We start from the raw sequence: 25,357 nt of genomic DNA, 5'->3' as shown, positions 1-25,357 counted from the left end.
GACGGGACATGCTCGACACATCCGAGGCCGGCGGTCCGGCCGTACGGCGGCGGTGGTTCGCCTTGCTGCTCCGGGACCGGTTCGCCTGCGCGGCCGCCCTGGTGCTGGTCCTGGTGGCGCTGTGCGCCGTCCTGGGGCCGCTTCTGGCCGCGGACCTGGCGACCCGTCAGAACCTGCGCGCTCCGGACCGGCCTCCCTTCCGTCTCGACCACGGCTGGGCCTTCGTCCTCGGCAGTGACTCCCTCGGCCGCCCCGTCGCCGCGCGGCTGCTGACCGCGGCCGGGACCACCCTGGCCGTGGCGGTGCCCGCCGTCCTGTGCTCCCTCGCCGTCGGCTCGGTGTGGGGCATGTGGGCCGGATACCACGGCGGTCGGCGCGAGAGCGTGTCGCTGCGCGTGGCCGACGTGATCCTCAGCTTCCCCTCCCTGCTGCTGGCCGTGGTCGTGCTGTACGTCTTCTCACCGAGTGCCGCGAGCCTCGTGCTGGTCCTGGCCGTGGCCCGCATCCCGGTCTACCTGCGGACCGCCCGGGCCGAGGCGGCGGAGCTGCGCGGGCGGCTGTTCATGGACGCGGCCCGTACGTTCGGCACGGGCAGCTGGGCTGCCGTCCGGCGGCATGTCGCACCGAGTGTGCTGCCCACGCTGCTCACCGTCGCCGCGCTCGACTTCTGTTTCGTGATGCTGGCCGAGTCATCGCTCAGCTTCCTGGGCATCGGCATCCAACCGCCGGATGTCTCCTGGGGGTTGATGGTGGCGCAGGGGCGGCAGGAGTTGCAGAGCGCGTGGTGGATCGCGTTCTTCCCGGGGCTCGCCATCGTCGTCACGACCGTGTCCGCGACCGTTCTCGCCTCGTGGGCTCGGCTGACGGCCGATCCGGGGCAGCGGTGGCGGGAGGCGCTCGGACGGACGGCCGGGAGGAGGCCGCGTCGCGAGCGGGAGCGTTCGGCGGCGGGGAGCGGCACCCGCCCGTCGAACGCGGCCGTCCTGGCCGTCGAGGACCTGTCCGTCGACGTCCACACCCCGGCCGGGCCCGTCCACGTGGTCCGCGGGGTCGGCTTCACCGTGCGGTCGGGCGAGACGCTCGCGCTGCTCGGCGAGTCGGGCTGCGGCAAGAGCATGACCGCGCACGCCGTAGCCGGGCTGCTCGACCCGGTCGCGGAGGTGACGGGCGGCCGGGTGCGCCTCGACGGTGTGGACCTGCTCGGGCTCGGCCCGCGGGCCAGGCGGCGGCTGGCCGGCCCGCATCTGGCCATGGTCTTCCAGGACGCGCTCAGCGCGCTCAACCCCGTCCTCACCGTCGGCACGCAGCTCGCCGAGCCGTTCCGCATCCACGAGGGCATGTCCCGGCGGACGGCGCGGGCCAGGGCGGTGGAGCTGATGGAACGCGTGGGCATCCCCGAGGCCCGCTCCCGGGCGGCGGCCTATCCGCACCAGTTCTCCGGCGGCATGCGGCAACGTCTGCTGATCGCGACGGCGGTCGCCCTGCGGCCCAAGGTTCTGATCGCCGACGAGCCCACGACCGCTCTGGACGTCACCGTGCAGGCCCAGATCATGGACCTCCTCGCCGAGTTGCGCGGCGAGCAGCGCACGGCGCTCGTCCTGATCACGCACGACCTCGGGCTCGCCGCCGAGCACGCGGACCGGGTCGCCGTCATGTACGCGGGCACCGTCGTGGAGACCGGGCCGGTGGCGGAGGTGTTCGCCAGACCTCACCACCCCTACACGCGGGGCTTGCTGGAGTCGGTCCCGGCCGAGCAGCACCGGGGCGCCCGGCTGCGTTCCATTCCCGGCGGCCCTCCGGACCCGGGCGCCGTCCCGGCGGGCTGCGCGTTCCGTACCCGCTGCCCCCTGGCCCGGGAGCGCTGCGCCACGCACCGGCCTGCGCTGACCGGCACCGGAGCGGGCCGGGCCGCCGCCTGCCACTTCGGGAAGGAACTGGCCGATGCCTGAGCACGAGGCACTGCTTGCGGCCACCGGTCTGGCCAAGAGCTTCGCCGTCCGGCGGACCCTGCGGGGCGGCAGGCGGCTACGGGCACTGGACGGGGTGGACCTCACCCTGGCCCGCGGGGAGACCCTCGGTCTCGTCGGTGAGTCCGGCTGCGGCAAGTCCACGCTGGCCCGGGTCCTGCTGCGGCTGGAGCGCCCCGACGCGGGCAGCGTCCGGTACGGGGGCGCCGACCCCTTCGCGTTGTCGGGCGCGGAACTGCTGGCCTGGCGGCGCAAGGTGCAGATGGTCTTCCAGGATCCGTTCGGTTCGCTCAACCCCCGCCTCACCGCCGCGGAACTCATCGGCGAGCCCTGGCTGACCCACCGGTCCCTCGTTCCCGTGTCGCGGCGTGCGGCGCGCGTGACGGAGCTGCTGGAGATGGTCGGCCTGCGTGCCTCGGACGCGCGTCGCCTTCCGCACGAGTTCTCCGGCGGGCAGCGGCAGCGGATCGGGATCGCCCGGGCCCTGGCACTGGAACCCGAGGTGATCGTCTGCGACGAGCCCGTCTCCGCGCTGGACCTGTCGGTGCAGGCACAGGTGCTCAACCTCCTGTGCGACCTGCGGGACGAGCTGGGCCTGTCGTACGTGTTCATCTCGCACGACCTGTCCGTGGTGCGGCACCTGGCCGACCGGGTCGCCGTGATGTACCTCGGCAAAATGGTGGAGTCGGGCCCCACGGAGGAGCTCTACGAGCGTCCGCGCCATCCGTACACCGAGGCGCTGCTGTCCGCCGCGCCCTCCCCCGTGGCCGGCGGGCGCCGAAGGCAGCGCATCGTGCTCACCGGTGAGCTCCCGTCACCGGCCGATCCGCCCTCCGGGTGCCGGTTCCGGACGCGGTGTCCGCGGGTGCGGGACGTGTGCGCCGAGACCGTGCCCACGCCGCCACCCGGTGCGCCGCTCCACGGAGCCGCCTGTCACTTCCCCCTGGAGGAGACCCCTGCGACGTGACGGGCCGGTCCTGGCTCATGCAGGTGGGAACATGGCCGTGCCGCGTCCCCACGGGACGCGGCACGGCCACATGATCTCTCTCGTGCCAGCGACTCAGTGCTTGAAGACGTCCTTCGTCTTCTCCTTGGCCTGTCGGGCGTCACCCTTCGACTGCTCCGCCCGGCCTTCGGCCTCCAGCCGCTCGTTGCCCACCGCGCGGCCGATCGTCTCCTTGGCCTTGCCCTTGGCCTGCTCGGCCTTCGCCTTGCCCTTCTGGTCTCCAGCCACGGTTCGCTCACTCCACGTCGTGTCCGACTACGGGTCACCGCACGAGTGACCGGAGCAGCGGCAGCCCAAACGTGTCACGGGCCCCGAGTCCGTCACCGGCGGTCAGTGGAGCAGCTCGCGCACCAGCACACCGCACCACCACTGTTCCACCTGGTCGGCTGACCACCCGCGCTCGCCGGTCAGTACGGCGTAGACGTCGATGTTGCACAGCGCCGCGTAGACGTCGACCGCCGACAGCACATCGAGTCCGGTTCTCAGGACACCCGGCGGCCAGGAGGAGAAGACCTGTGCCCGGGTCCGGTCGCCACGTCGGCGACTGTCGTCGTACAGCGTGGCGAGCTCCGGCTCGGAGCGGCCCGCTTCGCGTACGAGGGTGATGACGTCACCGGCGCGCTCGTACAGGCGCCGGTCGTATCCGGCCATGGCGGCGAGCTGGCCCGCGGGGTCCGCGGTGGGTGACTCCAGCGCCGCGACGAGCCGCGGCACATCGGCCGAGAGGTCGGCCGCATCGGCCAACGCCCGGGTCAGGCCCGACTTGTTGCCGTACGCGGCGTAGACGGTCGGCACGGACACCCCCGCCTCGCGCGCCACGTCCCGGATCGTGGTCGCCGCCCATCCCTGGGAGACGAACAGGCGCAACGCGGCGCGGGCGACGTCGGCACGGGTCTGCTGCGCCTGTGCCGTCCGGCGCAGCGAGTCGTACCGCCGTCGCCCCGGCTCCTCGCTCATGGCTCCTGCCCTTCCGCGCTTTGGGTCCTACGGTCTTTTGGTTTACGGCCCTTATAATCAATATATGTTACGTACACTGCCGGGGAGCGCCCCGGCCGCCATGAGTTTCACCCGTGTCAGCGGCTTGGCCGCGCTGGGCTTCGCCTTCCTGATCGTCGCCGGGAACGTGGTCCTGGTCCCGGCGGGCCTGCCGCGCACCGGTGCCGGCATCGGGGAGGTGGACGGGTTCTTCCGGGCCCACCACGACCTGGTCGGCATCGGTTCCGCGCTCACGCCCGCGGCCTGGGTCCTGGCCACGGTGTTCGGTGCGGGAGCGGTCCGGGTGCTGTGGCAAGGCGAGGGGGAGCGCGGCTCGGCGTGGGCGCTGGTCGGCTTCGCCGGGCTCCTGTTGCAGAACGCGGCTTTCGCCGGCGTCATCGCCCTACGGCTGGCCCTCGCGTCGACGGCGGCGGACGGCGTCGGCGCGGACACGGGTCTGTGGGCACTCCACGACGCCCTGTTCACCCTCAACGGCACCTTCCTCGCGCTGGCCCTGGTAGGTCTGTCCGTGGGCGGGCTGCGTACCGGGCTGGTGCGTCCCTGGCACGGCAGGTGGGGTCTGGTGTCGGCCGCCCTGATGCTCGGCTCGGCCGTGTTGACGCCATGGGTCATGGACCGTCTCGGTCCGCTCGAGCACCTCGGGCTCGCCGGATGGCTGATGTGGGTGGTGTGGATCGTCGTGTACGGGATCGTCCTGCTGCGCGCCGAGCCGGGACGGCCGACCGGCCGTTGACCGTCGGCCGTTCACGTCGTGAGAGGCTGGGCGTGATCACGATCGGTGTGACGAGCGGGGACAGTGCATGACCATCAACCGGCCGGGGCTGCCCGGGGATCTGCCGTCGCCGGACGTGCTGTGGGCTCGCTGGGCGCTCATCGCCGTGCTGGAAGCCACCGCGGCGGACGAGCGGGAGGCTCATCACCGTACGGGGACCTGGGTGGACGACACGGGTCTCCGTCTGGACGACGCCGGTTGCACGTGGTGGGGGTTCGCACCGCGGGGCGCGGGGCGGTATGTGCTCTTCGGCGAGGACGAGTCGAGCGGATGCAAGTGGCACGAGCCGCCGGTCGACATGCTCGCCGGCGCCCCCGCCTGGCTCCCCCACGATGAGCTGGGGGACTACCTGAGCGGCAATGAACTGGGCTGTGTCTACTGGTACGAGAACGGGGCCTGGGCCCGCGCCCCGTACCCCGGCACCCTGAACGACGACGGCCTCGACTGCGGTATGAGCCGCTTCACCGACCGCGACGACGTACTGCGCACGATCGCCGACGAGGACCACGGCGCCACGTCGGCCCGCGACGCGGAGGCTCTGCTGGCGCACGCCGAGGGCTACCGGCTGACCCCGGAGCTCCTGATGTCCCTCACCAGCGACCCGGACCGGCGGCAGCGGGACCGGCCTGCCATGACCCGGGCGCTGGAGCTCGCGCGCCTGAACCGGTTCTGACCGCGGGGTCAGTGACAGCACCCGCCGGCGGGCTCCGCGACATCCAGACGGCAGAAGCAGGACGACTGCACCGCTACGTCGGCCAGTGCGCTCGCCATCTTGAGCTGGTGGGCCACGAGGGCCGCCTCGCCGGTCTTGCCGGAGCGGAGCAGGCACTCGTGAAAGCCGTGCAGCGCCCAGACGTTGCCCGGGTGCTGGAGGGGCCGGGGCAGGGTGTCGTCGAGGCCGAGGTCGGCACGGTAGACGGCCTCGGCCTCCGCCACGCGGCCCTGCTCCAGCAGCAGTGCGCCGTAGGCGTGGCGGGTGGGCTGCATCCAGCCCCAGGGCTCGTCGTAGGGGAGGTTGTCGTCCAGCTCGATGGAGCGTTCCAGGGCGGCGAAGGCGAGGTCGTGGTTGCCCCTGCGGTATTCGAGTTCGCCGTCCAGCATGGCCGCGGCGATCGCGAGGATGTCGTGGCAGGTGTTGTTGAACAGCATGCGCGTCCCGGGCACCCGGCTCACCGCCGCCCGGAAGAGCTCGCGTTCGGCCTCCGCGCGGTCGACCTCGCCGGTGGCGGAGAGCGCGACGCCCCGGGCGTAGTGCCGCATGGCCACGGTCATCGCGTAGAGCTCCGGGTCGGCGGGGGCGGGCAGTTCGAGGATCTCGGTCCAGCGGCCGAAGCGGATCAGGACGTGAACGCGCATGGCCAGGAACGCTTCCAGCCAGTCGGCCATCGGGGGGCTCGGCACGCGGAGCAGGTCTTCGGGGATGGCCGCCTCCAGCTGGGCGGCGGTGTCGAGGGCGACCTGCGCCTGGCCGAGGAACAGGGCACCGTAGATCTTGAAATGGTAGTTGTGCGCCCGGTAGAGGGTGTAGAAGTTCATCGCCCCGGCCTGCCGGTGGTACTTCTCGTCGGCGGCGATCGCGTCGCTGTTGGCCGCGACGACCTGGCGGTAGTCGCCGCACAGGACGTCCAGGTGTGAGGGCATGTGGAGCAGGTGCCCGGCGTCGGGCACGATGCCGCGCAGCCGGTCGGCGACGGTGAGGGCCTGCTCCGGGGTCGGGGACATCTCCATCAGGTGGATGTAGAGGTGCAGGACCCCGGGGTGACGTACGCCGGCCTCGGTGGCGAGGGCGCCTTCCAGTACGGCCCTGGCCTCCGTGGTCCGGGCGCCTTCGGCCGGCTGACCGGTCCTGAGGTCCCACAGCTGCCACGGGGTGAGGTTCATCGCGGCGTCGGCGTGCAGGGTGGCGATGTCCAAGTCGTCGGGCGCCAGTTCGTACACGACGCGCATCGCGTCCGCGTAGGGCTCGTTCCACACCGAACAGTCCTCGACGGCCTCCGGCTGCGGATAGCGGGCCCGCAGTGCGCCGATGAGGGCCCGCTCGACCGGAGTGGCGCGGGCGGCCTTCTCGTGAGCGCGCTCCACGGCGGCGTGCGTGCGTTCGACGGTCCGTGCCAGTTCCTCGCCGTCGAAGAATTCCCAGGGCTTGTTGTAGTTCGGGCCGAGCGCGTAGGCGATGCCCCAATACGCCATCGCGCACTCCGGATCGGCCTCGGCAGCCTTTTCGAAGCAGACGACGGCTTCCTCGTGATGAAAGGCGTACGTCCACACCAGGCCGCGGTCGAACCAGAGTTGGGCGTCGGCGGAGGACGTGGTGACGGGACGGCTGTGCGTGCCGAGGTCGTAATAGTCGCCCATGAGTTTCTCCTGGAAAAGCGGCCGGGTCCGTGAGAATAGCGGTTGCGGACACGCCCTCGACTTCCGATCAATTCTCGCATTTCCAGATTAGCGGTTCGGATGGCGGTGAGGCGGCGCACTGCCTCGGTGCATCTCCTGCCCGCGGCCGATTCCGAGAGGCAGCCCGCTGGGACAGGGCATCGTTGAGGCATGACCGACTTCCCGAGTTTTCCGTCCGGCTTCGTGTTCGGGGCCGCCACCGCCGCATACCAGATCGAGGGGGCTGCGCAGGAGGACGGGCGTGGACCGTCCATCTGGGACACCTACAGCCATACCCCCGGCCTGGTGGCGAACGGTGACACAGGTGATGTCGCCTGCGATCACTACCATCGGTATCCGGAGGACGTGACGCTGCTGCGCGAGCTGGGCGTGGGCTCCTACCGGTTCTCGATCGCCTGGCCGCGGATCGTGCCGGACGGGTCCGGCCCGGTGAACACCAAAGGGCTCGACTTCTACTCGCGCCTGGTCGACGAGCTCCTCTCGGCCGGGATCGAGCCCGCTGCCACGCTCTACCACTGGGATCTTCCACAGGCCCTGGAGGACGGCGGCGGCTGGCGGGTGCGGGAGACCGCCGAGCGGTTCGGTGCGTACGCGGCCGTCGTCGCCGAGCACCTGGGTGACCGGGTGCCGCGCTGGATCACCCTCAACGAGCCGTGGTGCAGTGCCTTCCTCGGCTACTCCGTCGGCCGGCACGCCCCGGGCGCCCGCGAGGGCCGCGGCGCGCTGGCCGCCGCCCACCACCTGCTGGCCGGGCACGGCCTGGCGGTCGCGGCACTCCGGGCGGCAGGGGTACGCGAGGTGGGCATCACCCTCAACCTCGACCACCATCTCCCCGCGACCGCCTCACCCGCCGACCGGGCCGCCGTCACCCGTGCCGACACCCTGCACAACCTGGTGTGGACCGAGCCGGTCCTCGCGGGCCGCTACCCGGTCTCGGAGGAGGAGACCTGGTGCGAGCTGATCAGCGGCCAGGACTTCCGGCGGGACGGCGACCTCCGGCTGATCTCGCAGCCCCTGGACTTCCTGGGCATCAACTACTACCGGCCGATCGTCGTCGCCGACGCCCCGTACCGCGAAAGCGACCCGGCGCAGCGCGTCGCGACCGACAACCGGTACGCGGAGGTGCCCATGCCCGGCGTACGCCGCACGGCCATGGGCTGGGCCGTCGCGCCCCACACCCTCACCGACCTGCTCGTGCAGCTCAAGCAGCGCTACGGCCACGCCCTGCCGCCCGTCCACATCACCGAGAACGGCTCCGCCGAGGACGACGAGGTGGGTCCCGACGGGGCCGTCCACGACCATGACCGGGTCGCCTACCTGCGCGACCACCTCACCGCGCTGCGGGCCGCGATGGATGCGGGCGTGGACGTGCGCGGCTACTACGTGTGGTCCCTCCTCGACAATTTCGAATGGGCCTTCGGTTACGGCAAGCGCTTCGGGATCGTCCGCGTCGACTACGCCACGCAGCGCCGGACGCCGAAGGACAGCTACCACTGGTACCGGGCCATGATCGCCGCGCAGCAGCGGTGACGCGCCGGCTCGGACACCGGACGCAGGTGCCGGGGTGGGCCGAGCCGATGCCGTCGGTGGAGAGGCGCGGGGTGCCGCCGGGGGCCCCGTCGGAGCGCGGCCGCCGGACGCCGCTGCCGCCGGGGGCCCCGTCGGAGCGCGGCCGCCGGACGCCGCTGCCGCCGCGCAGCCGGTCGTACGGTCCACCTCCCGCGAAGGACGGCACTGCCGTCGGCCGCACCCTCCCGGGCGCCGGGGACACAAAGTACGTGAATGCCCGCTTAAGGCGCATAGGCCGACGTGGGCAGCGATCATCTTGTCGTTCGATCGTGGGCACCTTCGCCGGTGGGCTGGCACCGCCCAACTCCCGCTCCGTAGGATGTACTTCCTGTCCAGCCAGTCCGTTGGCGCGGCACCTTGCAGGGGGAACGATGCACTCCGAGAAGCAGCTGTCCACCGAGATCGACGCGAACGTGCCGACGGCAGCGCGCATGTACGACCACTACCTGGGCGGCAAGGACAACTACGCGGCGGACCGCGCCGCGTGCGAGGCACTCGACAAGGTCGTCCCCAGCACGCGCCGCCTGGCCCTGAACAACCGGCGCTTCCTCCAGCGGGTCGTGAAGACCCTCTCCGAGGAGCACGGCATCCGGCAGTACCTGGACCACGGATCCGGCCTGCCGACGCAGGACAACGTGCACCAGGTCGCCCAGCGCATCGACCCCACGACCCACGTGGTCTACGTCGACAACGACCCGATGGTGCTGGTGCACGGCCGCGCGCTGCTGGAGCAGGACGAGCGGACGACCGTCATCCACGCGGACATGCGCGAGACCGACCAGATCTTCGGCCACGCCGACACCAAGCGGCTGATCGACTTCGACGAGCCGGTGTGCGTGCTGTTCAACTCGGTGTTCCACTGCATCCCGGACAGCGACACCGACGGGCCGCTCGCGGTGGCCCGGCGCGTACGGGAGCGACTCGCGCCCGGCAGCTTCATGGTGATGTGCCAGCTGGTCAGCGAGGACCCCGAGGTCCGTGCCTTCGTCACGAACTTCATGGACCAGGCGACCCAGGGCCATTGGGGCCGCGTCCGCGAACCGAAGGACGTGGAGACGTACTTCGAGGGCCTGGAGATTCTCGAGCCGGGGCTCGTCGAGGTGTCGACCTGGCGTCCGGACACCGAGGTGGCACCCCGTCAGCTCACGCACGAGTGGATCGAGTTCGGCGGCGTCGGGCGGATCCCCCTGGAGAAGTGACCCGGAGATGTGACGGAAGCGGTGCCTCGTGCGGGACGGCCGTCGCCCCTCACGAGGTTCCGCGGGTCACGGGTAGCGCTGCTCCATCGTCTGCCGCAGCAGCTCCATCGAGTCGCGGGGCTTGAGCGCCTCGTCCGCGAGCCGGTCCAGCGCGATCCGGTACTCCTCGGTCTCGTCGCGGTCCTCGAGGAAGTTCGCGCTCTTGATGTGCTCCAGGTAGACGACGTCGGGCAGATCGAGACCACCGAAGCGCAGGTACGTGATCGGGATGGCCGGCGCCGAGGCGTTGGTGACGCTCAACGGCACGATCTGCAACGTCACATTGGAGCGTCCAGCCATCTCCACGAGGTGCGTGAGCTGCTCCCGCATCACATCGGTGCTGCCCAGGACGCGCAGCAGCACGGACTCGTCGATGATCGCCCACAGCTGCGGGGCGTCGGCCCGCGACAGCAACCGGGCCCGGTGCCTGCGCAGTTCGACGCGACGCTCCACCTCGCTCGCAGGCGCGTTCGGCAGGCCCCGCTCCACCACGGCCCGGGTGTAGGCGGGTGTCTGCAACAGGCCGGGCACGTACTGGATCTCGAAGGTACGAATGGTGGCGGCGGCCTCCTGCAGCCCGACCAGCCGGTCGAACCACTCGGGCATCAGCCGCTTGTCGTACCGCTGCCACCAGCCGGGCTCGCCGGCCCGCTGCAACAGCTTGAGCAGCACGGAGACTTCGTAGTCGTCGGTGCCGTACAGCTCCAGCAGGGCACGGACGTCGTTCTCCGTCGGCGGGCGGCGGCCCTTGCCCGACTCGATGCGGGACAACTTCGCGGCACTGAACCCGACAGCGCGCGCCGCCTGGTCCTGGGCGAGCCCGGCGTCCTCGCGGAAGCCGGCGAGCTGCACACCGACCAGCATCTTCAGCAGTGTCGGCGCCGGCTCGCGCCTGTCCAGGTAGGGTTCCAGACGGGAGATGCGATGCGACGCGGCGGACATCCTGACTCCCAGCAGACCGGCACAAGGGCGACTTACACTATCGCACTTCACCGGGTCTTCACGCATCCGCCCGCAAGGCCCCCGCGAAAGTGGGGAGTTGAACTCCGCTTCTCCCCGAGGGCATCACGCGCCGGGCACGAACAGGACCGTTCCTCACAGCAGGTGGTCGAACTCGCCGTCCTTCGCCCCGGCCAGGAAGGCCGCCACCTCCGCCGACGTGTAGACGAGGGCGGGCCCGTCGGGGTCGCGGGAGTTGCGCAGGGCGATCCCGCCGTCGACGAGGGGGGCGACTTCGACGCAGTTGCCCTCGGCGTTGCTGTGCCGGCTCTTCATCCAGCAGGCTTCCAACGAGCTTGCCCGCACTCCGTTCTGCACTGGTGGCACCGCAGTCTCCTCGCTGTTCTCGTTCCCCGCCGCGCACGGTGTGCCCGGCCGTCCGGACGAGTGGCGGGCACGTCCCTTCGACCGCACTCGTCCCGGCTTGCGTACCCACAACGGCTTGATTCTCACGCAATTTCTCGTGCAATTGCACGCGAGCGCCTTCAGCGTGGATAATAGCTGCGGCGTCAACCCCCGGGCTGGCGCCGCGTCCTGACGTCGCATCGGGGAGATGCCGTGTCATCACCTGCGCAGCACGTGCTCCGGCCGCCGAGTGAGGCTGCGGCGCACGCAGGCGCACCCGCGGCGGACCACGCCTTCCCGGCCGGCCCGCACACGGCCTCGCCGTACGGGGCTCCGCCCTCGGTGCCGCAGACACTGCCGCAGTTCTCGGGTGTCCTGTCCGCCTCGGCCGTACTGCGGGTCGAGTGCAGCCGGGAGGGGTTCGCACGAGCCCGCTCCTTCACCCGCGACACCCTGCACGGCTGGTCGCTCGGCCACCGCTGCGACGATGCGACCCTCGTCATCACCGAGCTCACCGCCAACGCCGCGACGCACGCGGCGCCGAGAGCCTCGAACGCGCCGGGCGTGCCGGAGATCCGGCTCGGATTCCTCCTGGACCCCGGCCACCTGCTGGTTACCGTCTCCGACCTCGACGACCACCCGCCCGTGTACCGGCCGGCGGGCATCGCCCTGGAGGAGCACGGCCGGGGGCTGTGCATCGTCGACGCCCTGTCCGAGGAGTGGGGCTGGGCCCCCAGCCCCCCGGCGGGCAAGACGGTCTGGGCCAGGATGTCGACCCGGCCGGCCACCCCCTGTCCACCCATCTGACACCGACTGCCGCGGAAAGGCCTCTCGCCATGCGCAGCGCTTCGACGGAACACCCGAGCGGCGAGCGTCCCCAGCGCCCCGACGCCCCGGCCCGGAACACGCCGCTCACAGCACTGGACCGCGTGCCGTGGGGCGATATCCAGGACTCCACCGGTTCGGCGGCGGCCATCCCCCAGTTGCTCACCGGCATCGCGGGGGGTGACGCCGACGCCGCCCGTTCCGCCCTCGACGACCTGCGGAAACGGATCTGTCAGTTCGGTTTCGTGGTGGAGCAGGCGACCGCGGCCACGGTTCCGTTCCTGTGGGAGCTGGCGAAGCTGCCGCAGGTGACCTGCCGCGCCCAGATCATCCGGCTCCTCAAGAACATCGCCGACGCACGGCAGTGGGAGAGCACCGCCGCCGTCTATCCGAAGCTGCTGAACCATCGGGAGAACCCGGTGGTGTGGGAGCGTGCGGCGCGCCAGGCGGTGCGGTCCCGGCGCGGTGAGCTGGGCCGGCTGATGGCGGACGAGGACGGCGAGATCGCCCGGGCCACGACCGAGCTGGCCCGCTCGCTGGGCGCGTGAGGCTGCCGTACGTTCTCCGGTAGGCAGGTCGCACGTCCACGGGTGGGTGGCGAGCACGTCAGACCCGCAGACGTGACGAAACGGTGAGGACCCCCTGTCACCATGGGTGATGCCCCTCGCCTCGCGAGGCCGGGCAGTGTAGACATGGCACATGGTCCGACTCTTGGGTCGATCCGGGACTCGATCGCCCCTGCGGCCCGGCGCTGCGCCGTCGGCACGGCAGCGGTGGGAGGCGGGCTCGCCACGGTGGCAACCGGGGGCGGGGCTGCGGTCGGTGCTGGGCGGACGCAGCGTCGCCGGACAGGTGTTCCTGCTCGTCGTGGTGATCGTGCTGCTGCTGGTCGTGGCGGCCGTGGTGGCACTGGTGCTGCAGGTGCGGCACGACACGACGCAGGAGGCCCGCAACCGTTCGCTCGCCGTCGCGGAGACCTTCGCCAACGCGCCGGGCACCGTCGAAGCGCTGCAGGGCCCTGATCCCACCGCCGTGCTCCAGCCCCGGGCCGAGGCCGCCCGGGAGCGGTCGAAGGTCGACTTCGTCGTCGTCATGAGCACCGAGGGGGTCCGCTACACCCATCCCAGGACGGACCGGATCGGGAAGAAGTTCGTCGGGACGCTCGCGCCGGCGCTGGCCGGGCAGTCGTTCACCGAGGAGATCGAGGGCACCATCGGCCCGCTCGTGCAGGCCGTGGTGCCGGTGAAGGACCCGGACGGCCGGGTCGTGGGCCTGGTCTCGGCGGGGATCACGACCAAGAACGTCGGCGGCACCGCCGACCGCCAGCTGCCGCTCGTGCTCACGGCGGCCGCGGTGGCGCTCGTCCTGGCGACAGCGGGTGCCGCACTGGTGAGCCGGCGGCTGCTGCGCCAGACCCACGGGCTCGGTCCGCACGAGATGACCCGGATGTACGAACATCACGACGCCGTGCTGCACGCCGTCCGGGAGGGGGTGCTCATCGTCGACGACGGGGGCACCCTGGTCCTCGCCAACGACGAGGCGCACCGGCTGCTCGGGCTGCCCGCCGACGCCGAGGGCCGGCACGTCCTCGGTCTCGGTCTCGACCCGGGCACCGCCGACCTGCTGGCCTCCGGACGCGTCGCCACGGACGAGGTGCACCTCGTCGGGGACCGGCTCCTCGCCGTCAACCAGCGGACGACGGACCGTGCGGGGGTGCCGCCCGGCAGCGTCGCCACCCTGCGCGACTCCACGGAACTGCGGGCGCTGTCCGGGCGGGCCGAGACCGCGCGGGAACGGCTCAACATGCTGTACGACGCCGGAGTGGGCATCGGCACCAGTCTGGACGTGACCCGTACGGCCGAGGAGCTGACCGAGCTGGCCGTGCCGCGGTTCGCCGACTTCGTCACCGTGGACCTGTTCGACGCGGTGCTGGGCGGCGGGCAGCCGAACGCGGCGGCCTCGCTCAGCCGGACGGCGGTGAGCGGGATCCGCAAGGACGCGCCGCTCTACCCGGTCGGCGAGCGGATCAGGTTCGTCGAGTCCTCTGCACAGGGCCGCAGTCTCGCCACCGGCGGTCCCGTCCTGGAACCCCGGCTGTGTGAGGCCTCCGGCTGGCAGGCACAGGACCTGGAGCGCTCGGCCCAGATCATCGCGTACGGCATCCACTCGCTGATCACGGTGCCGCTGCGGGCCGGCACCCTGGTGCTGGGCGTGGTCAGCTTCTGGCGCTGTGAGAAGCCGGAGCCCTTCGACGCGGACGAGCTGGCCCTGGCCGAGGAACTGGTCGCACGGGCCGCCGTCTCCATCGACAACGCGCGCCGCTACACCCGCGAGCACAGCATGGCGGTGACGCTCCAGCGCAGCCTGCTCCCCCGCAACCTGCCGGAGCAGGGCGCCCTGGAGATCGCCTACCGCTATCTGCCGGCTCAGGCCGGGGTGGGCGGTGACTGGTTCGACGTGCTGCCGCTGTCGGGGGCCAGGGTGGCGCTCGTGGTCGGGGACGTCGTCGGTCACGGTCTGCACGCCGCGGCCACGATGGGGCGGCTGCGCACCGCGGTGCACAACTTCTCCGCCCTCGATCTGCCGCCCGAGGAACTGATCGCCCTGCTGGACGAGTTGGTCGGCCGCATCGACCAGGACGAGACGGAGGACGAGGGCAGCGCCCCGGTCACCGGCGCGACCTGTCTGTACGCCGTCTACGACCCGGTGTCCCGGCGCTGCACCGTCGCGCGGGCCGGGCATCCCCCGCCGGCGCTGATCCACCCGGACGGCACGGTGGAGTATCCCGACGTGCCCGCCGGTCCCCCGCTGGGACTCGGCGGCCTGCCGTTCGAGACGGCGGAGCTGGAGCTGGCCGAGGGCAGCCGGCTCGTCCTCTACACCGACGGGCTGGTCGAGGACCGGGAGCGGGACATCGACGTGGGTCTGGAGATGCTGCGCGCGGCACTGGGCCGGGCGGGGCAGTCGCCGGAGGACACCTGCCGGGTGGTGCTCGACTCGCAGCTCACGGCCCGCTCCAGCGACGACATCGCGCTGATCGTCGCGCGCACCCGGGCGGTGGCCCCCGGCCAGGTCGCCGAGTGGCCGGTGCCGGCCGATCCGGCGGCCGTGGGCGAGGTGAGGGCGGCGGTGAGCCGGCAGCTGACCGAGTGGGGCCTGGACGAGCTGACGTTCAGCACGGAGCTGATCCTGAGCGAGCTGGTCACCAACGCGCTGCGGTACGGCGGCGGACCCATACGCGTCAGGATGCTGCGCGACCGCAACCTGATCTGCGAGGTGTTCGACAGCAGCAGCACCTCACCGCACCTGCGGTACGCGACCATGACGGACGAGGGCGGGCGTGGCCTCTTCCTGGTCGCGCAGCTCGCGGAACGCTGGGGGACGCGCTACCTGCCCGCCGGGAAGGTGATCTGGGCGGAGCAGCCCCTGCCATAAGCGGGACCGTGGACCGCCCATAAAGTAGCCTTATGAGCTCATAGACCGGACCCTCGTACCGACTTAGGCATGCCTTAGTTTAGGCTTCCCGTCGAGATCGCTTGTCGCCGCTCGAAGGGAACCTGACCATGCCCCGCCCCCTGCGGGTAGCCATCGTCGGATCCGGCCCCGCCGGGATCTACGCCGCCGACGCCCTGCTCAAGTCCGAGGTGGCCGCCGAACCCGGCGTTTCCATCGACATCTTCGAGCGCATGCCGGCGCCGTTCGGTCTGATCCGTTACGGCGTCGCCCCCGACCACCCGCGGATCAAGGGCATCATCACGGCCCTGCACCAGGTGCTCGACAAACCGCAGATCCGGCTCTTCGGCAACGTCGACTACGGCACCGACATCGGTCTGGACGACCTGCGCGCGTTCTACGACGGCGTGATCTTCGCCACCGGCGCGACGGCCGACCGGGCGCTCTCGCTGCCGGGCATCGACCTGGACGGCTCGTACGGCGCCGCGGACTTCGTGTCCTGGTACGACGGCCACCCGGACGTGCCGCGCACCTGGCCGCTGGAGGCGGAGAAGGTCGCCGTGCTCGGCGTCGGCAACGTGGCACTCGACGTCGCGCGCGTCCTGGCCAAGACGGCGGACGAACTGCTGCCCACCGAGATCCCGGCGAACGTCTACGAGGGCCTGAAGGCGAACCGGGCCAAGGAGATCCACGTCTTCGGCCGACGCGGCCCGGCACAGGCGAAGTTCAGCCCGATGGAGCTGCGGGAGCTGGACCACTCCCCCAACATCGAGGTCATCGTCGACCCCGAGGACATCGACTACGACGAGGGCTCGATCACCACGCGGCGCGGCAACAAGCAGGCCGACATGGTCGCCAAGACCCTGGAGAACTGGGCGATCCGCGACGCCGGCGACCGGCCCCACAAGCTCTTCCTGCACTTCTTCGAGTCGCCGGTCGAGGTCCTCGGCGAGGACGGCAAGGTCGTGGGCCTGCGCACCGAGCGCACGGAACTCGACGGCACCGGCAACGTCAAGGGCACCGGCACGTTCAACACCTGGGACGTCGGCGCGGTGTACCGCGCGGTGGGCTACCTGTCCGACAAACTCCCCAAGCTGCCCTGGGACATCGACTCGGGCACCGTTCCGGACGAGGGCGGCCGGGTCGTGCAGGAGTCGGGCGAGCACCTGCAGTCCACGTACGTCACCGGCTGGATCCGGCGCGGCCCCATCGGCCTGATCGGGCACACCAAGGGCGACGCCAACGAGACGGTGAAGAACCTGCTGGAGGACTACGCGGGCGGCAGGCTGCACACGCCCGCCGCGCCGGACCCCGAGGCCGTGGACGCGTTCCTCGCCGAGCGCGACATCCGCTTCACCACCTGGGACGGCTGGTACAAGCTGGACGCCGCGGAGAAGGCTCTGGGCGAGCCCGAGGGCCGCGAGCGCGTGAAGATCGTCGAGCGCGAGGACATGCTGCGGGCCAGCGGCGCCTGACGCTTCACACCTGACGTTTTACCTCCCGCGGGGCGGGTTCGGTGGCAATGTCACCGGACCCGCCCTCCTGCGTACTTGAAGCATGTACGATCCGGATGCTTCACCGAACCATCACATCGCCTTCACCTGAAGGCCATGCAGGGGGGACGAACGTCCATGCGCATACGCCTTGTCGCCACCACGGCTCTCGCCGCCGGGGCCCTGACCGCCCTGTCGGCGGTTCCGGCCCAGGCCGCCGAGTACGACTCCGCTCTGAAGATCCGGGGCATCCAGTACGACGCTCCCGGCCGCGACTCGAACCGCTGCTCGGGCGGGAACACCGCCGAGGAGTACCTGACCATCAAGAACTACTCGCGCTCCACGACGGTGAACCTCAAGGGGTACGTCGTGAAGGACGCGGCGGGGAACAAGTTCACCTTCACCGCGAGCCACACCCTTCAGCCGGGTGACTACGTGAAGCTGCGCGGCGGCAACGGGGCCGACTCCGACACCAAGAACGTCGTCTACCGCGACAACTGCAACTTCATGTGGAACAACGACAAGGACACGATCTACGTGTACAAGCCGTCCGGCAGCCGTGCCGACGTCCACTCGTACACCAAGCGCGGCTCCGACGCGGACGGCAACGGGTACATCACCTACCACGGCTGAGCCTTTTGCCGATCCGGCAACCGGCTTGGCGTGCGGCGCGGCGGGCGCTGGATGATCGGTGGGACCGAGCACCCCACCGGATCGCGGGAGGATCCATGCCGCAGACGTCCGCCGCCGACCGCACACATCGCCTGGTGCCCACACCGGCCGGCCGGACCCACCTCGTGGAGCAGGGCGCCGGACCGCTCGTCCTCCTGCTGCACGGGTTCCCCGAGTCCTGGTACGCCTGGCGCCATCAGTTGCCCGCTCTGGCAGCGGCCGGCTACCGCGCGGTCGCCGTGGACGTACGCGGCTACGGGCGCTCGTCCCGGCCCCCGGAGGCAGACGCGTACCGGATGCTCGAGCTGGTGGAGGACAACGTCGCCGTGGTGGAGGCGCTGGGCGAGCCGTCCGCCGTGCTCGTCGGGCACGACTGGGGCGCGACCATCGCGGCGACCTCCGCGCTGGTCCGGCCGGAGATCTTCCGCGCGGTGGGGCTGCTGAGCGTGCCCTACACCCCGCCCGGTGGGCCGAGACCGAGTGAGGTCTTCGCGCGGATGGGGGGTGACGAGGAGTTCTACGTCTCCTACTTCCAGGAGCCGTGCCGGGCCGAGGCGGAGATCGAGCCCGACGTGCGCGGCTGGCTCGCGGGCTTCTACGCGGCCCTGTCGGCGGACACGCTGCCCGAGGCCGACCCCCATTTCGTGGCCCGTGGCAGCCGGTTGCGCGACCGGTTCCCCGTCGGCCGCCTGCCGGAGTGGCTGAGTGAGGCCGATCTCGACGTCTACGCCGCGGAGTTCGAACGCACCGGACTGACGGGGGCGCTGAACCGGTACCGGAACATGGACCGCGACTGGCGGGACCTGGCGGACTTCGCCGGTGCCCCTGTCACCCAGCCGTCGCTGTTCATCGGAGGCACCCTGGACGCGTCCACGACCTGGCTGGCCGACGCGATCGAGGCGTACCCGAACACGCTGCCCGGGCTGAGGGGCTCGCACCTTCTGGACGGCTGCGGTCACTTCGTTCAGCAGGAGCGTCCCGCCGACACCAACCGGCTCCTGATCGAGTGGCTCGCCGGCCTCCCGGGCTAGTACTGCAACGGTGCTTGCCGTGACTGATGGCCAGTTCAGGGGCTGTGTCCGCGTCGTTTGTAGTGGCTGGTGCGGGCCTGGTGCTGTCGTCGTCGGCGCCAGGTCGACCAGTGCAGGATGTGCTCGACGGGTGTGGGTCGGCGGTCGGTGAGGCGGGTGATCAGCCGTCGTATCTCGGCGAGGCTGAGGTGGATGAGCTGGGAGGATCCGTTTCTGCTTTCCCGGCGTCCAGCTCGCGGGCTCGCAGGACGGTCAGGCAGGCGTGGGCAGCCATGGCCAGGGTCATGTGCCGGTGCCAGCCGGGATAGCGGCGGACCTGGTAGTCGTCCAGGCCGCATTCCTGTTTCGCGCTCTGAAAGCACTCCTCGATGGCCCACCTGCTGCCCGCGATGCGGATCAGGTCGTCAAGCGTTGCCTCAACCGGGCAGTAGGCGATGTAGTAAGAGATCTCCCCGGGTCGGCTCACGCTGCGGCGGGCGAGGACCCAGTGGCGGCGGTCGGGTCGGTGCCAGGGCCGGACCTCGACGCGTGCCCAGTCGTAGATCCGCGGGCCGTGAGCCCCGGTGCCGCAGGAACGGCGCTTCCATTTCTGCCGGGCAAGACCGTTGAACAAGTCATGGACGGGATGGTCGATCGCCCAGCGGGTGACCACGGTGTCGTGGCGGGTGGTGGCCATGACGTGGAAGACGTCCGCCCGCTCCAGCTCCGACCGCCAGCCTTTGCTGAACCCGTAGGCGGCATCCGCGGTCACCCACCGAAACGGGACCCTGTCCGCCATGGCGCGGCGGACCATCGCCTTCGCCATGGCCACCTTGGTCTCAAAGGCGACCTCGTCGTCGACGCCGGCCCGGCGGCACCTTTCACGGTCGTCGGTCCAGGATGCGGGCAGATACAGACGCCGGTCGATCAGAGTCCGCCCGCGGCTCGTGGCATACGCGAGGAAGACGCCGACCTGGCAGTTCTCCGTCCGCCCGGCGGTGCCGGAGTACTGCCGCTGCACCCCGGCCGACCGCGTCCCCTTCTTCAAGAAGCCCGTGTCGTCCACGACCAGGACGGCGTCCTGGTCGCCGAGGTTGTCGACCACGTACTGACGCACGTCGTCGAGCACCTCATCCGCGTCCCACTCGATCCGGTTCAGCATCCTGTGGATACGATCCGGGCCTTCGTGGCCGGCTTCCTCCGCCAGCGTCCAGCCGTTCTTCCGCTGCAGCGGAGCGATCAGGCCCCGCATATAAGCCAGTGCCGACTCCCGCGGCTCCGACCTGCTGAAACGGTGCACGAACCGCTCATGCACAGCGTCCAGTTCACCCGCCCACAACCTGACATCAGCAAGGTCCCCACCCATGAACACACCAACGACCAACCTGGCCATCAGTCACGGCAAGCACCGTTGCAGTACTAGGGCCTGTCGTTTGGATCAGGCCGCAGGAAACCGGTCACGCGCAGCACCCGTGGGGGCAGGTGCAGGTGCGGCCGGGCGGCCGGGCGACGATCCGGAACGGGGTTTCACAGGCGCGCGGTTGGGTCGCGGGCGCGAGTCCGGTGGGGCCCGCGCCCACCACGAGCACGTCCAGGGGTGCCGTCATGGCGCCCACCGTAGACGCGGCCGGCTGTGCGCGGCCCGTCGCCGTGCGGCGTGCCGGTGCCCTCCGCGACGTGTCCGTGGCGGAGGGCTCCCGTCGGGTGATGCCGGGTTCAGACCTCCAGGTCGGCCTCGATGCGGCGCAACTGGTGGCGGGCCATGGCGAGGTTGGCCCGGCTCCCGTCGAGCACGAGGTAGAGGAAGAGTCCGCTGCCTCCGCGGCCCTTCAGGAGGCGGATGAGGTGGTACTGGGTGTTCAGGGTGATCAGGATGTCCTCGATCTCCTCCTTCAGTCCCAGGTGCTCCATGGTGCGCAGCTTCGACCGCACGACGTCGGTGTTGCCCGCGGCGGCGACTTCCAGGTTGAAGTCCTTGCTGCCGCCGAGGGTGCCGAGGGCCATGCCGCTGGTGTAGTCGACGAGTGCGACGGCTGTCGCTCCGTCGATGGAGCTCAGGCATTCCTTCAGCGCGGTCTCCGTGTTGGCCATGCGCTCGGTTCCTTTCCTTCGGTCTTCTACTCAGGTGGGTCGGAAAGTTCGGTGGGTTCGGAAGGTCGGTGGGTCGGAAGGCTCGGGTGGCTCAGATACCGGTCTGCGGGCGTGGCTGGTGTGCGGGCCGCTGCGGGGTCCGTACCGGGAGGGTGCCGATGGGGCGGTCGCCGGCCGGGGGCACCGTGGCGAGGTGCTCTTCGGGTGCCGGCCGGTCGGCGTGGCGACCGGTGCCCGGGCCGACGCCCGTGGCCACCAGGTCGGCGATCCGGGCGCCGCTGCGCCGGCCTTCGAGGTGCAGGCGGCCGACGTTGACGCGGTCCTCGGCGAGGAGAGTGAGCACGGCGGTCGTTCCGGCGGCGTAGGTCGCGATGTAGCCTCCGGAGCCACGCACCAGCAGTTCGCGGAAGTCGCCGCGGGCGGCGGCGTCGGTCATGCGGTAGGCGACGCCGAGGGCGGCGGCGGTGAGCGCCGCGAGCCCCTCCGGCTCGGTGCCCGGCACGTCGTGGGCGAGGACGAGTCCGTCGACGGTGGCCGCGAGGGAGCCCGTCAGCCGGGGTATGCGGGTGCGGAGCCGACGCAGTTCGTCCAGGACGTCGGTCTCGACGGCCATGAGCAGTCTCCTTTCGGCACGCTGTCTTCGCGCGCGGATCACAGTGCCTCCAAGGCGTGCAGGAGCCGTCGCAGCAGTGCGGTGTCGGGCTCGTCCGGTGCCGCGGGACGAGGTGAGGGGCCCGGCTCGGCGGACACGGTGGCGGGGGCGGACGCTGGGGCTGGGGCTGGGGCGGGGGCGGCGGCGGGGGCTGGAGCGGCGGTCGGGACGGGGGCCGGGGGGGCCACGGGGGTGACCAGCCCGGCGGCGGCGAGGCGGCGGAGTTCGACGAGGGTGTGGAAGGTGCGGCAGGCGAGGGCGGTGGCGATCTGGGCGGCGGTGCGGACGCCGTCGACCTGGGCGAGGGTCCGGCCGCGGCGGGCCGGCAGGTCGGCGGCGTCCGGTCCGGGCACCCGGGCGAGCGGCGCGCGGTCGACGGCGGGTTCGGGCCATATGCGGTGCAGCAGTTCGCGGCGGCGTCTGGACTCGCGCAGGACGGTGTCCACCGGTACGGGCCGGACCGCGCCGAGCCAGTGAGCGGCTCCGGGCCGGAAGCGGAGCGCCGGTCCGTCGTGGGCGAGGACGAAGTACGCCGCGTCGAAGAGGGCGCCCAGATGGCACAGTTCCAGCGCGCCGGCGGCGAGGTGGCCGCTGTCGACCAGTTGCCGTCCGACACGGCAGCGGCGGCCGGCCTGGTCGATCGCCTCCCACCAGCCGTCCGGGGCGAGCGCGCCGCTGTGGGTGAGCAGGTCGCCGAGATCGGGGGTGACGGCTGATTCGACGTGGACGACGTGACCGGCCGCGAGGTAGACGATCCCCGTCTCGGTGGACAGGGCGCCGGTCGCGCCCTGCTCGGCTAGGGTGCCGAGCCGGGCCGAGGCGGGTTCGCCGGTGCGCAGGGTCCCCGTCGGCGTGGTCATCCGAGCACCAGCCGGTCCGCCATCTCGGCCAGGCGGATGCGGGCCAGGGCCAGGTTCCCTTCGTCACGGTCCAGCCACAGGTGCACGAACACCGTGCTGTCGAAGGTCGTGGTGACGAACCTGAGCAGGTGGTACGAGTCGGCGTTCGTGATGATCAGGTCCTGTACGGGGGGCTCCTTGCCGGACGGCCCGCCGGACGGCCCGCCCGAGTCGTCGTCGGGCGGCCCGCCCGGGCCTTTGCCGGTCAGGGCGAGGGCGCCGCTCTCGGTGGCGAGACGGGCGAGTTCGGCGGTTTCCGCCGCCGTCGCCTCCACGTCGCCACCGGGTGCGTCACCCACCGCGCCGAGCGCAAGACCACTGATCCAATCGACCACCGACGCCCCTCGAGCACCTTGCAGCCGCATGGCGTCCAGCAGACTCTCGTCGATTCCGGGCACGCCGAATCCCCTCCCCCTGCACGGCCGTTCCCGCGAACGTGAGCACGACACTACGCACCGTGCTTGGCCCAGGTGAACGCTTTGGCATTTTCCAAAGGAATGTGCAGGGAAGCGGGCGGGGGTGAGCGGGGTCGATCGGAAATTGGGCAGGATGCATCGCGGGGCGCGGCAGGGCAGTTGGCCGTCCACTCCGACCTGCACCTTCACGAGTCAGGCGGTGGTGCCCGTGTTCGTTCGCCTCACGGAACCGGCCCTCGACGGCCCAGAGCCGGTCCGGTCACGTGCGTACGCCGATTCGCCGTCTCGCCGCCGCCGTTCACGCGGTCGCGAGGTCTTGCAGGGCGTCGCGCTCCAGGGCCACGGAGGCGGCGACGGCGCCGCCCATGACGGCGCCGCTGACTCCGGCCGAGGCCACGTCCTGGCCGGTGAGCAGGAGGCCGGGGACGTGGGTGTGGGCGCCGAGGTCACGCAGGGCGAACCGTTGCGGGGTGTGGGCCAGTGACAGGAAGTCGCCCCTCTCCCGGCCGAGCCCCTGTCGTCCAGCATGACCTTCTCGACCTCCGCGGAGATCAGGACGGTGCCTCCGGCCCCGGTGATGGCGTCGGTCGCTGTCTCCGCAAGTCGGGCGGAGCCTCCGACGGGGAAGTTCGCACCGTTAGTGGCGGATGAGCATGGCGTGTATGCCGAACGAGGTGCGGCCGGGGGCGAGGGAGTAGTCGCCGTAGTGGCTGCTGAGCGCGGCGCGCAGCTCCGCGTCCTCGGTGAGGTCGGTGAGGACCTCGGTGAGCGTCCGGTCCGCGTACGAGCGGAAGGGTGCGGCCATGTCGTCGTAGCGGGTCTCGGCGACGGAGTGCGGCAGGCTGCGGTGGGTGAGGCAGGGGCGAGCCGCACGGTTCGCCCCTGCCTCACCCTCGGATGCGCGCTCATCCGCTGGAGGCGCCTGTGCTCACTCCGAGGGGCACGGGCGGCGCACCGGTCTGGAGAAGTGACGAAGCCTCCACCCGGCGGCCGGGGGGAGGCTTCGGACCTGGCCTGCAACGTCGCGCAGGCCACGCCCGTCCGTTAGTTGTAGTGCGGCCTGAGATGCAGCGAGTTGACGGGCGTCAGGTCTCGGTACTCGCCGTGTTCGGCCGCGATCGACGACGTGCAGTCGTTCGCGTTGTAACTGAGGCACAGTTCGACCACCGCGCCGTCGTACTGGTTGTTCAGCACCCAGTGGTTGCCCACCTGATTGCTGAGGTTGTGGGCGCCGTAGGTCCAGTAGATGTGGCTCGGCGACACCGCCGGGTTCTGGTTCTGCGGGTAGATGCAGACTGCGCCGTACGGGCAACCTGCCCAGGTGTCGGCCGGCTTGGCCTGTGCGGTGCCCGTCGCGACGACGACCGCGATCACGCCGGCGAAGGCCATCGCGGCGGCGCGCCTCAGTGTGGTGCGCATGGTAGGTGATTCCTCCACTGTGAGATCGGGTGATGCCCGAGGACCTTATGGAGCGGGTGGGCGTGGCAGGTCCTGACAGATGTCAGGGCCTGGTGGGCAGCGCGAGTGCGTACGTTCGCGGGAGATCACCGAGACCAGGGGGAGTGCCGTGGACGCTGACGCATCGGCTGGGCTCCCCGGGCTCCCCGAGCTGCGCAGCCGACAACCACGGCGGCGCAGCGCTCGTCGCCCGGCTTCTTGCCGACCTCCGCAGGTACAGGCACGGCCAGTCCTCGATCGAGTCGAACGGAAGCGACCCGGAGCGCCCAGCCTGGCGGACTCGGTCCGTGCGGCGGACGCCACGCCGGCACCTCCTCATGCTGAATACCTTTTGAACGGTGCTCAGTACCAACAGAGGAGGCAAGTGGCATCCGCCTGCCGAGACGGGGAAGGATGGGCGTTCATGAGCAAGCCACCTGCGCGGATGCGACTCGCGGACGCCGCGTTCGCGCTCTTCGACGAGCGCGGATACGACCAGACCACCGTCGACGACATCGCCGAACGGGCCGGAGTGGGGCGTACCACGTTCTTCCGGCACTACCGGTCCAAGGAAGCGGTCATCTTCCCCGACCACGACCGGCTGCTGGAGCTGATCAAGGACCGTCTGGCGACCTCCAGCAACAGCACCGCCCTGGTCGCGGTGTCCGACGCGGTCCGCCTGGTGCTGCTGCACTACATCGACGAGGGAGATCTCGCGCGCCGCCGGTACGCGCTCACCAGCAAGGTGGCCGCCCTGCGCGACCGGGAGATCGCCAGCGTGGCCCGTTACCAGCGACTGTTCCGGGAGTTCATCGCGAACTGGATGGGAGACCCCACGGAGTCGGCGTCGCTGAGGGCCGAACTCATGGCGGCGTCCGTGGTGGCGGCCCACAACCACGTGCTCCGCCGATGGCTACGGGGCGAGTCCTCCGACCCGGTCGCCGAGGTCGACGCAGCGATGCGCGAGGTGCTCGCGCTGTTTCCAGCGCCCAACTCCCTGCCCGAGACCGGGCGTGGCACCACCGTCGTCGCGTTCCGGAGCGGGCAGGACATCGACGCATTGCTCCCCGCGCTGCGGCGCCTCGTCGAGGACGAGCCCGGGCATTGACCACCTGACCATCAC

At 71.2% G+C, this 25,357-nt stretch carries 26 protein-coding genes; 13 read left to right on the top strand and 13 right to left on the bottom strand.

Translation table 11 applies throughout. The features are described 5' to 3' along the window. The first annotated feature begins 8 nt into the window (after nucleotides 1-8). Together A4E84_RS45045 and A4E84_RS38685 are read left to right on the top strand one after the other, a co-directional pair. Nucleotides 9-1,949: a dipeptide/oligopeptide/nickel ABC transporter permease/ATP-binding protein gene (locus A4E84_RS45045; RefSeq protein WP_237305085.1), complete on the top strand. Its 1,941-nt coding sequence runs from the start codon at nucleotides 9-11 to the stop codon at nucleotides 1,947-1,949. Further along, nucleotides 1,942-2,934, top strand: coding sequence for an ABC transporter ATP-binding protein (locus tag A4E84_RS38685; RefSeq protein ID WP_062931001.1), 993 nt, complete (start codon nucleotides 1,942-1,944; stop codon nucleotides 2,932-2,934). The genes A4E84_RS45045 and A4E84_RS38685 overlap by 8 nt, the downstream gene beginning before the upstream one ends. A 93-nt stretch (nucleotides 2,935-3,027) precedes the next feature. Here the strand turns inward: A4E84_RS38685 and A4E84_RS41715 are convergent, their stop codons facing one another. Further along, complete coding sequence (locus A4E84_RS41715; protein ID WP_078625313.1) at nucleotides 3,028-3,201, bottom strand: CsbD family protein; 174 nt, start codon at nucleotides 3,199-3,201, stop codon at nucleotides 3,028-3,030. 102 nt (nucleotides 3,202-3,303) lie between these two features. Next, nucleotides 3,304-3,930 carry a TetR/AcrR family transcriptional regulator gene (locus tag A4E84_RS38680; RefSeq protein WP_062931000.1) on the bottom strand — a complete coding sequence of 209 codons (627 nt, stop codon included), beginning with the start codon at nucleotides 3,928-3,930 and terminating at the stop codon, nucleotides 3,304-3,306. 100 nt (nucleotides 3,931-4,030) lie between these two features. Between A4E84_RS38680 and A4E84_RS38675 the strand changes: the two genes are divergently transcribed. Then, complete coding sequence (locus A4E84_RS38675) at nucleotides 4,031-4,702, top strand: hypothetical protein (RefSeq protein ID WP_063827544.1); 672 nt, start codon at nucleotides 4,031-4,033, stop codon at nucleotides 4,700-4,702. 67 nt (nucleotides 4,703-4,769) lie between these two features. Continuing rightward, complete coding sequence (locus A4E84_RS38670; protein WP_062930999.1) at nucleotides 4,770-5,414, top strand: hypothetical protein; 645 nt, start codon at nucleotides 4,770-4,772, stop codon at nucleotides 5,412-5,414. Between the two features lie 8 nt (nucleotides 5,415-5,422). On the opposite strand, the gene A4E84_RS38665 is transcribed toward A4E84_RS38670, so the two are convergent. Beyond that, a complete protein-coding gene (locus A4E84_RS38665; protein ID WP_062930998.1) occupies nucleotides 5,423-7,096 on the bottom strand; it encodes a hypothetical protein in 1,674 nt (557 codons plus the stop codon). 189 nt (nucleotides 7,097-7,285) lie between these two features. On the opposite strand from A4E84_RS38665, the gene A4E84_RS38660 reads away from it, so the two are divergent. Beyond that, nucleotides 7,286-8,665: a GH1 family beta-glucosidase gene (locus A4E84_RS38660; protein ID WP_062930997.1), complete on the top strand. Its 1,380-nt coding sequence runs from the start codon at nucleotides 7,286-7,288 to the stop codon at nucleotides 8,663-8,665. 410 nt (nucleotides 8,666-9,075) lie between these two features. Continuing rightward, nucleotides 9,076-9,903 carry an SAM-dependent methyltransferase gene (locus tag A4E84_RS38655; RefSeq protein ID WP_062930996.1) on the top strand — a complete coding sequence of 276 codons (828 nt, stop codon included), beginning with the start codon at nucleotides 9,076-9,078 and terminating at the stop codon, nucleotides 9,901-9,903. Nucleotides 9,904-9,969: 66 nt separating this feature from the next. Here A4E84_RS38655 and A4E84_RS38650 read toward each other — a convergent pair whose 3' ends face one another. Continuing rightward, on the bottom strand, nucleotides 9,970-10,884 hold the full coding sequence (locus A4E84_RS38650) for a helix-turn-helix domain-containing protein (RefSeq protein ID WP_062930995.1): 915 nt from the start codon (nucleotides 10,882-10,884) through the stop codon (nucleotides 9,970-9,972). Between the two features lie 153 nt (nucleotides 10,885-11,037). After that, entirely contained in the window at nucleotides 11,038-11,268 is a 231-nt protein-coding gene (locus A4E84_RS38645; protein ID WP_062930994.1) for a DUF397 domain-containing protein, read from the bottom strand. Nucleotides 11,269-11,499: 231 nt separating this feature from the next. Between A4E84_RS38645 and A4E84_RS38640 the strand changes: the two genes are divergently transcribed. The 6 genes from A4E84_RS38640 to A4E84_RS38615 all read left to right on the top strand — a co-directional run bounded on the left by A4E84_RS38640 (nucleotide 11,500) and on the right by A4E84_RS38615 (nucleotide 18,760). Beyond that, nucleotides 11,500-12,093 carry an ATP-binding protein gene (locus A4E84_RS38640; protein ID WP_062930993.1) on the top strand — a complete coding sequence of 198 codons (594 nt, stop codon included), beginning with the start codon at nucleotides 11,500-11,502 and terminating at the stop codon, nucleotides 12,091-12,093. Nucleotides 12,094-12,122: 29 nt separating this feature from the next. Further along, a complete protein-coding gene (locus A4E84_RS38635; RefSeq protein WP_062930992.1) occupies nucleotides 12,123-12,659 on the top strand; it encodes a hypothetical protein in 537 nt (178 codons plus the stop codon). Nucleotides 12,660-12,810: 151 nt separating this feature from the next. Then, nucleotides 12,811-15,546 carry a SpoIIE family protein phosphatase gene (locus A4E84_RS38630; protein WP_174569495.1) on the top strand — a complete coding sequence of 912 codons (2,736 nt, stop codon included), beginning with the start codon at nucleotides 12,811-12,813 and terminating at the stop codon, nucleotides 15,544-15,546. Between the two features lie 128 nt (nucleotides 15,547-15,674). Next, nucleotides 15,675-17,039, top strand: coding sequence for an FAD-dependent oxidoreductase (locus tag A4E84_RS38625; protein WP_062930990.1), 1,365 nt, complete (start codon nucleotides 15,675-15,677; stop codon nucleotides 17,037-17,039). A gap of 156 nt (nucleotides 17,040-17,195) precedes the next feature. Continuing rightward, nucleotides 17,196-17,690 carry a lamin tail domain-containing protein gene (locus A4E84_RS38620; protein ID WP_062930989.1) on the top strand — a complete coding sequence of 165 codons (495 nt, stop codon included), beginning with the start codon at nucleotides 17,196-17,198 and terminating at the stop codon, nucleotides 17,688-17,690. Nucleotides 17,691-17,785: 95 nt separating this feature from the next. Continuing rightward, nucleotides 17,786-18,760: an alpha/beta hydrolase gene (locus tag A4E84_RS38615; protein ID WP_062930988.1), complete on the top strand. Its 975-nt coding sequence runs from the start codon at nucleotides 17,786-17,788 to the stop codon at nucleotides 18,758-18,760. 160 nt (nucleotides 18,761-18,920) lie between these two features. Here A4E84_RS38615 and A4E84_RS38610 read toward each other — a convergent pair whose 3' ends face one another. The 8 genes from A4E84_RS38610 to A4E84_RS38585 form a co-directional block, all read right to left on the bottom strand. Then, entirely contained in the window at nucleotides 18,921-20,105 is a 1,185-nt protein-coding gene (locus A4E84_RS38610; RefSeq protein WP_062931209.1) for an IS701 family transposase, read from the bottom strand. Between the two features lie 91 nt (nucleotides 20,106-20,196). Next, on the bottom strand, nucleotides 20,197-20,346 hold the full coding sequence (locus A4E84_RS42700; RefSeq protein WP_167455396.1) for a hypothetical protein: 150 nt from the start codon (nucleotides 20,344-20,346) through the stop codon (nucleotides 20,197-20,199). Nucleotides 20,347-20,455: 109 nt separating this feature from the next. Further along, a complete protein-coding gene (locus tag A4E84_RS38605; protein ID WP_030847269.1) occupies nucleotides 20,456-20,830 on the bottom strand; it encodes a roadblock/LC7 domain-containing protein in 375 nt (124 codons plus the stop codon). A 91-nt stretch (nucleotides 20,831-20,921) separates the two neighbouring features. Next, complete coding sequence (locus A4E84_RS38600) at nucleotides 20,922-21,443, bottom strand: roadblock/LC7 domain-containing protein (RefSeq protein WP_062930987.1); 522 nt, start codon at nucleotides 21,441-21,443, stop codon at nucleotides 20,922-20,924. A gap of 38 nt (nucleotides 21,444-21,481) precedes the next feature. Continuing rightward, nucleotides 21,482-22,342, bottom strand: coding sequence for a hypothetical protein (locus tag A4E84_RS38595; protein ID WP_062930986.1), 861 nt, complete (start codon nucleotides 22,340-22,342; stop codon nucleotides 21,482-21,484). Then, nucleotides 22,339-22,779, bottom strand: coding sequence for a hypothetical protein (locus A4E84_RS38590; protein ID WP_062930985.1), 441 nt, complete (start codon nucleotides 22,777-22,779; stop codon nucleotides 22,339-22,341). The genes A4E84_RS38595 and A4E84_RS38590 overlap by 4 nt, the downstream gene beginning before the upstream one ends. 655 nt (nucleotides 22,780-23,434) lie before the next feature. Continuing rightward, nucleotides 23,435-23,602, bottom strand: coding sequence for a hypothetical protein (locus A4E84_RS45040; protein WP_237305084.1), 168 nt, complete (start codon nucleotides 23,600-23,602; stop codon nucleotides 23,435-23,437). 239 nt (nucleotides 23,603-23,841) lie between these two features. Then, nucleotides 23,842-24,216: a hypothetical protein gene (locus tag A4E84_RS38585; RefSeq protein ID WP_062930984.1), complete on the bottom strand. Its 375-nt coding sequence runs from the start codon at nucleotides 24,214-24,216 to the stop codon at nucleotides 23,842-23,844. Nucleotides 24,217-24,658: 442 nt separating this feature from the next. Between A4E84_RS38585 and A4E84_RS38580 the strand changes: the two genes are divergently transcribed. Beyond that, nucleotides 24,659-25,342, top strand: coding sequence for a TetR/AcrR family transcriptional regulator (locus tag A4E84_RS38580; RefSeq protein ID WP_062930983.1), 684 nt, complete (start codon nucleotides 24,659-24,661; stop codon nucleotides 25,340-25,342). Nucleotides 25,343-25,357: the final 15 nt, after the last annotated feature.

Source organism: Streptomyces qaidamensis, assembly GCF_001611795.1.
Lineage (GTDB): Bacteria > Actinomycetota > Actinomycetes > Streptomycetales > Streptomycetaceae > Streptomyces > Streptomyces qaidamensis.
The sequence above is the reverse complement of the archived record's forward strand: the minus strand, read 5'-3'. Positions and strand labels throughout refer to the sequence as shown.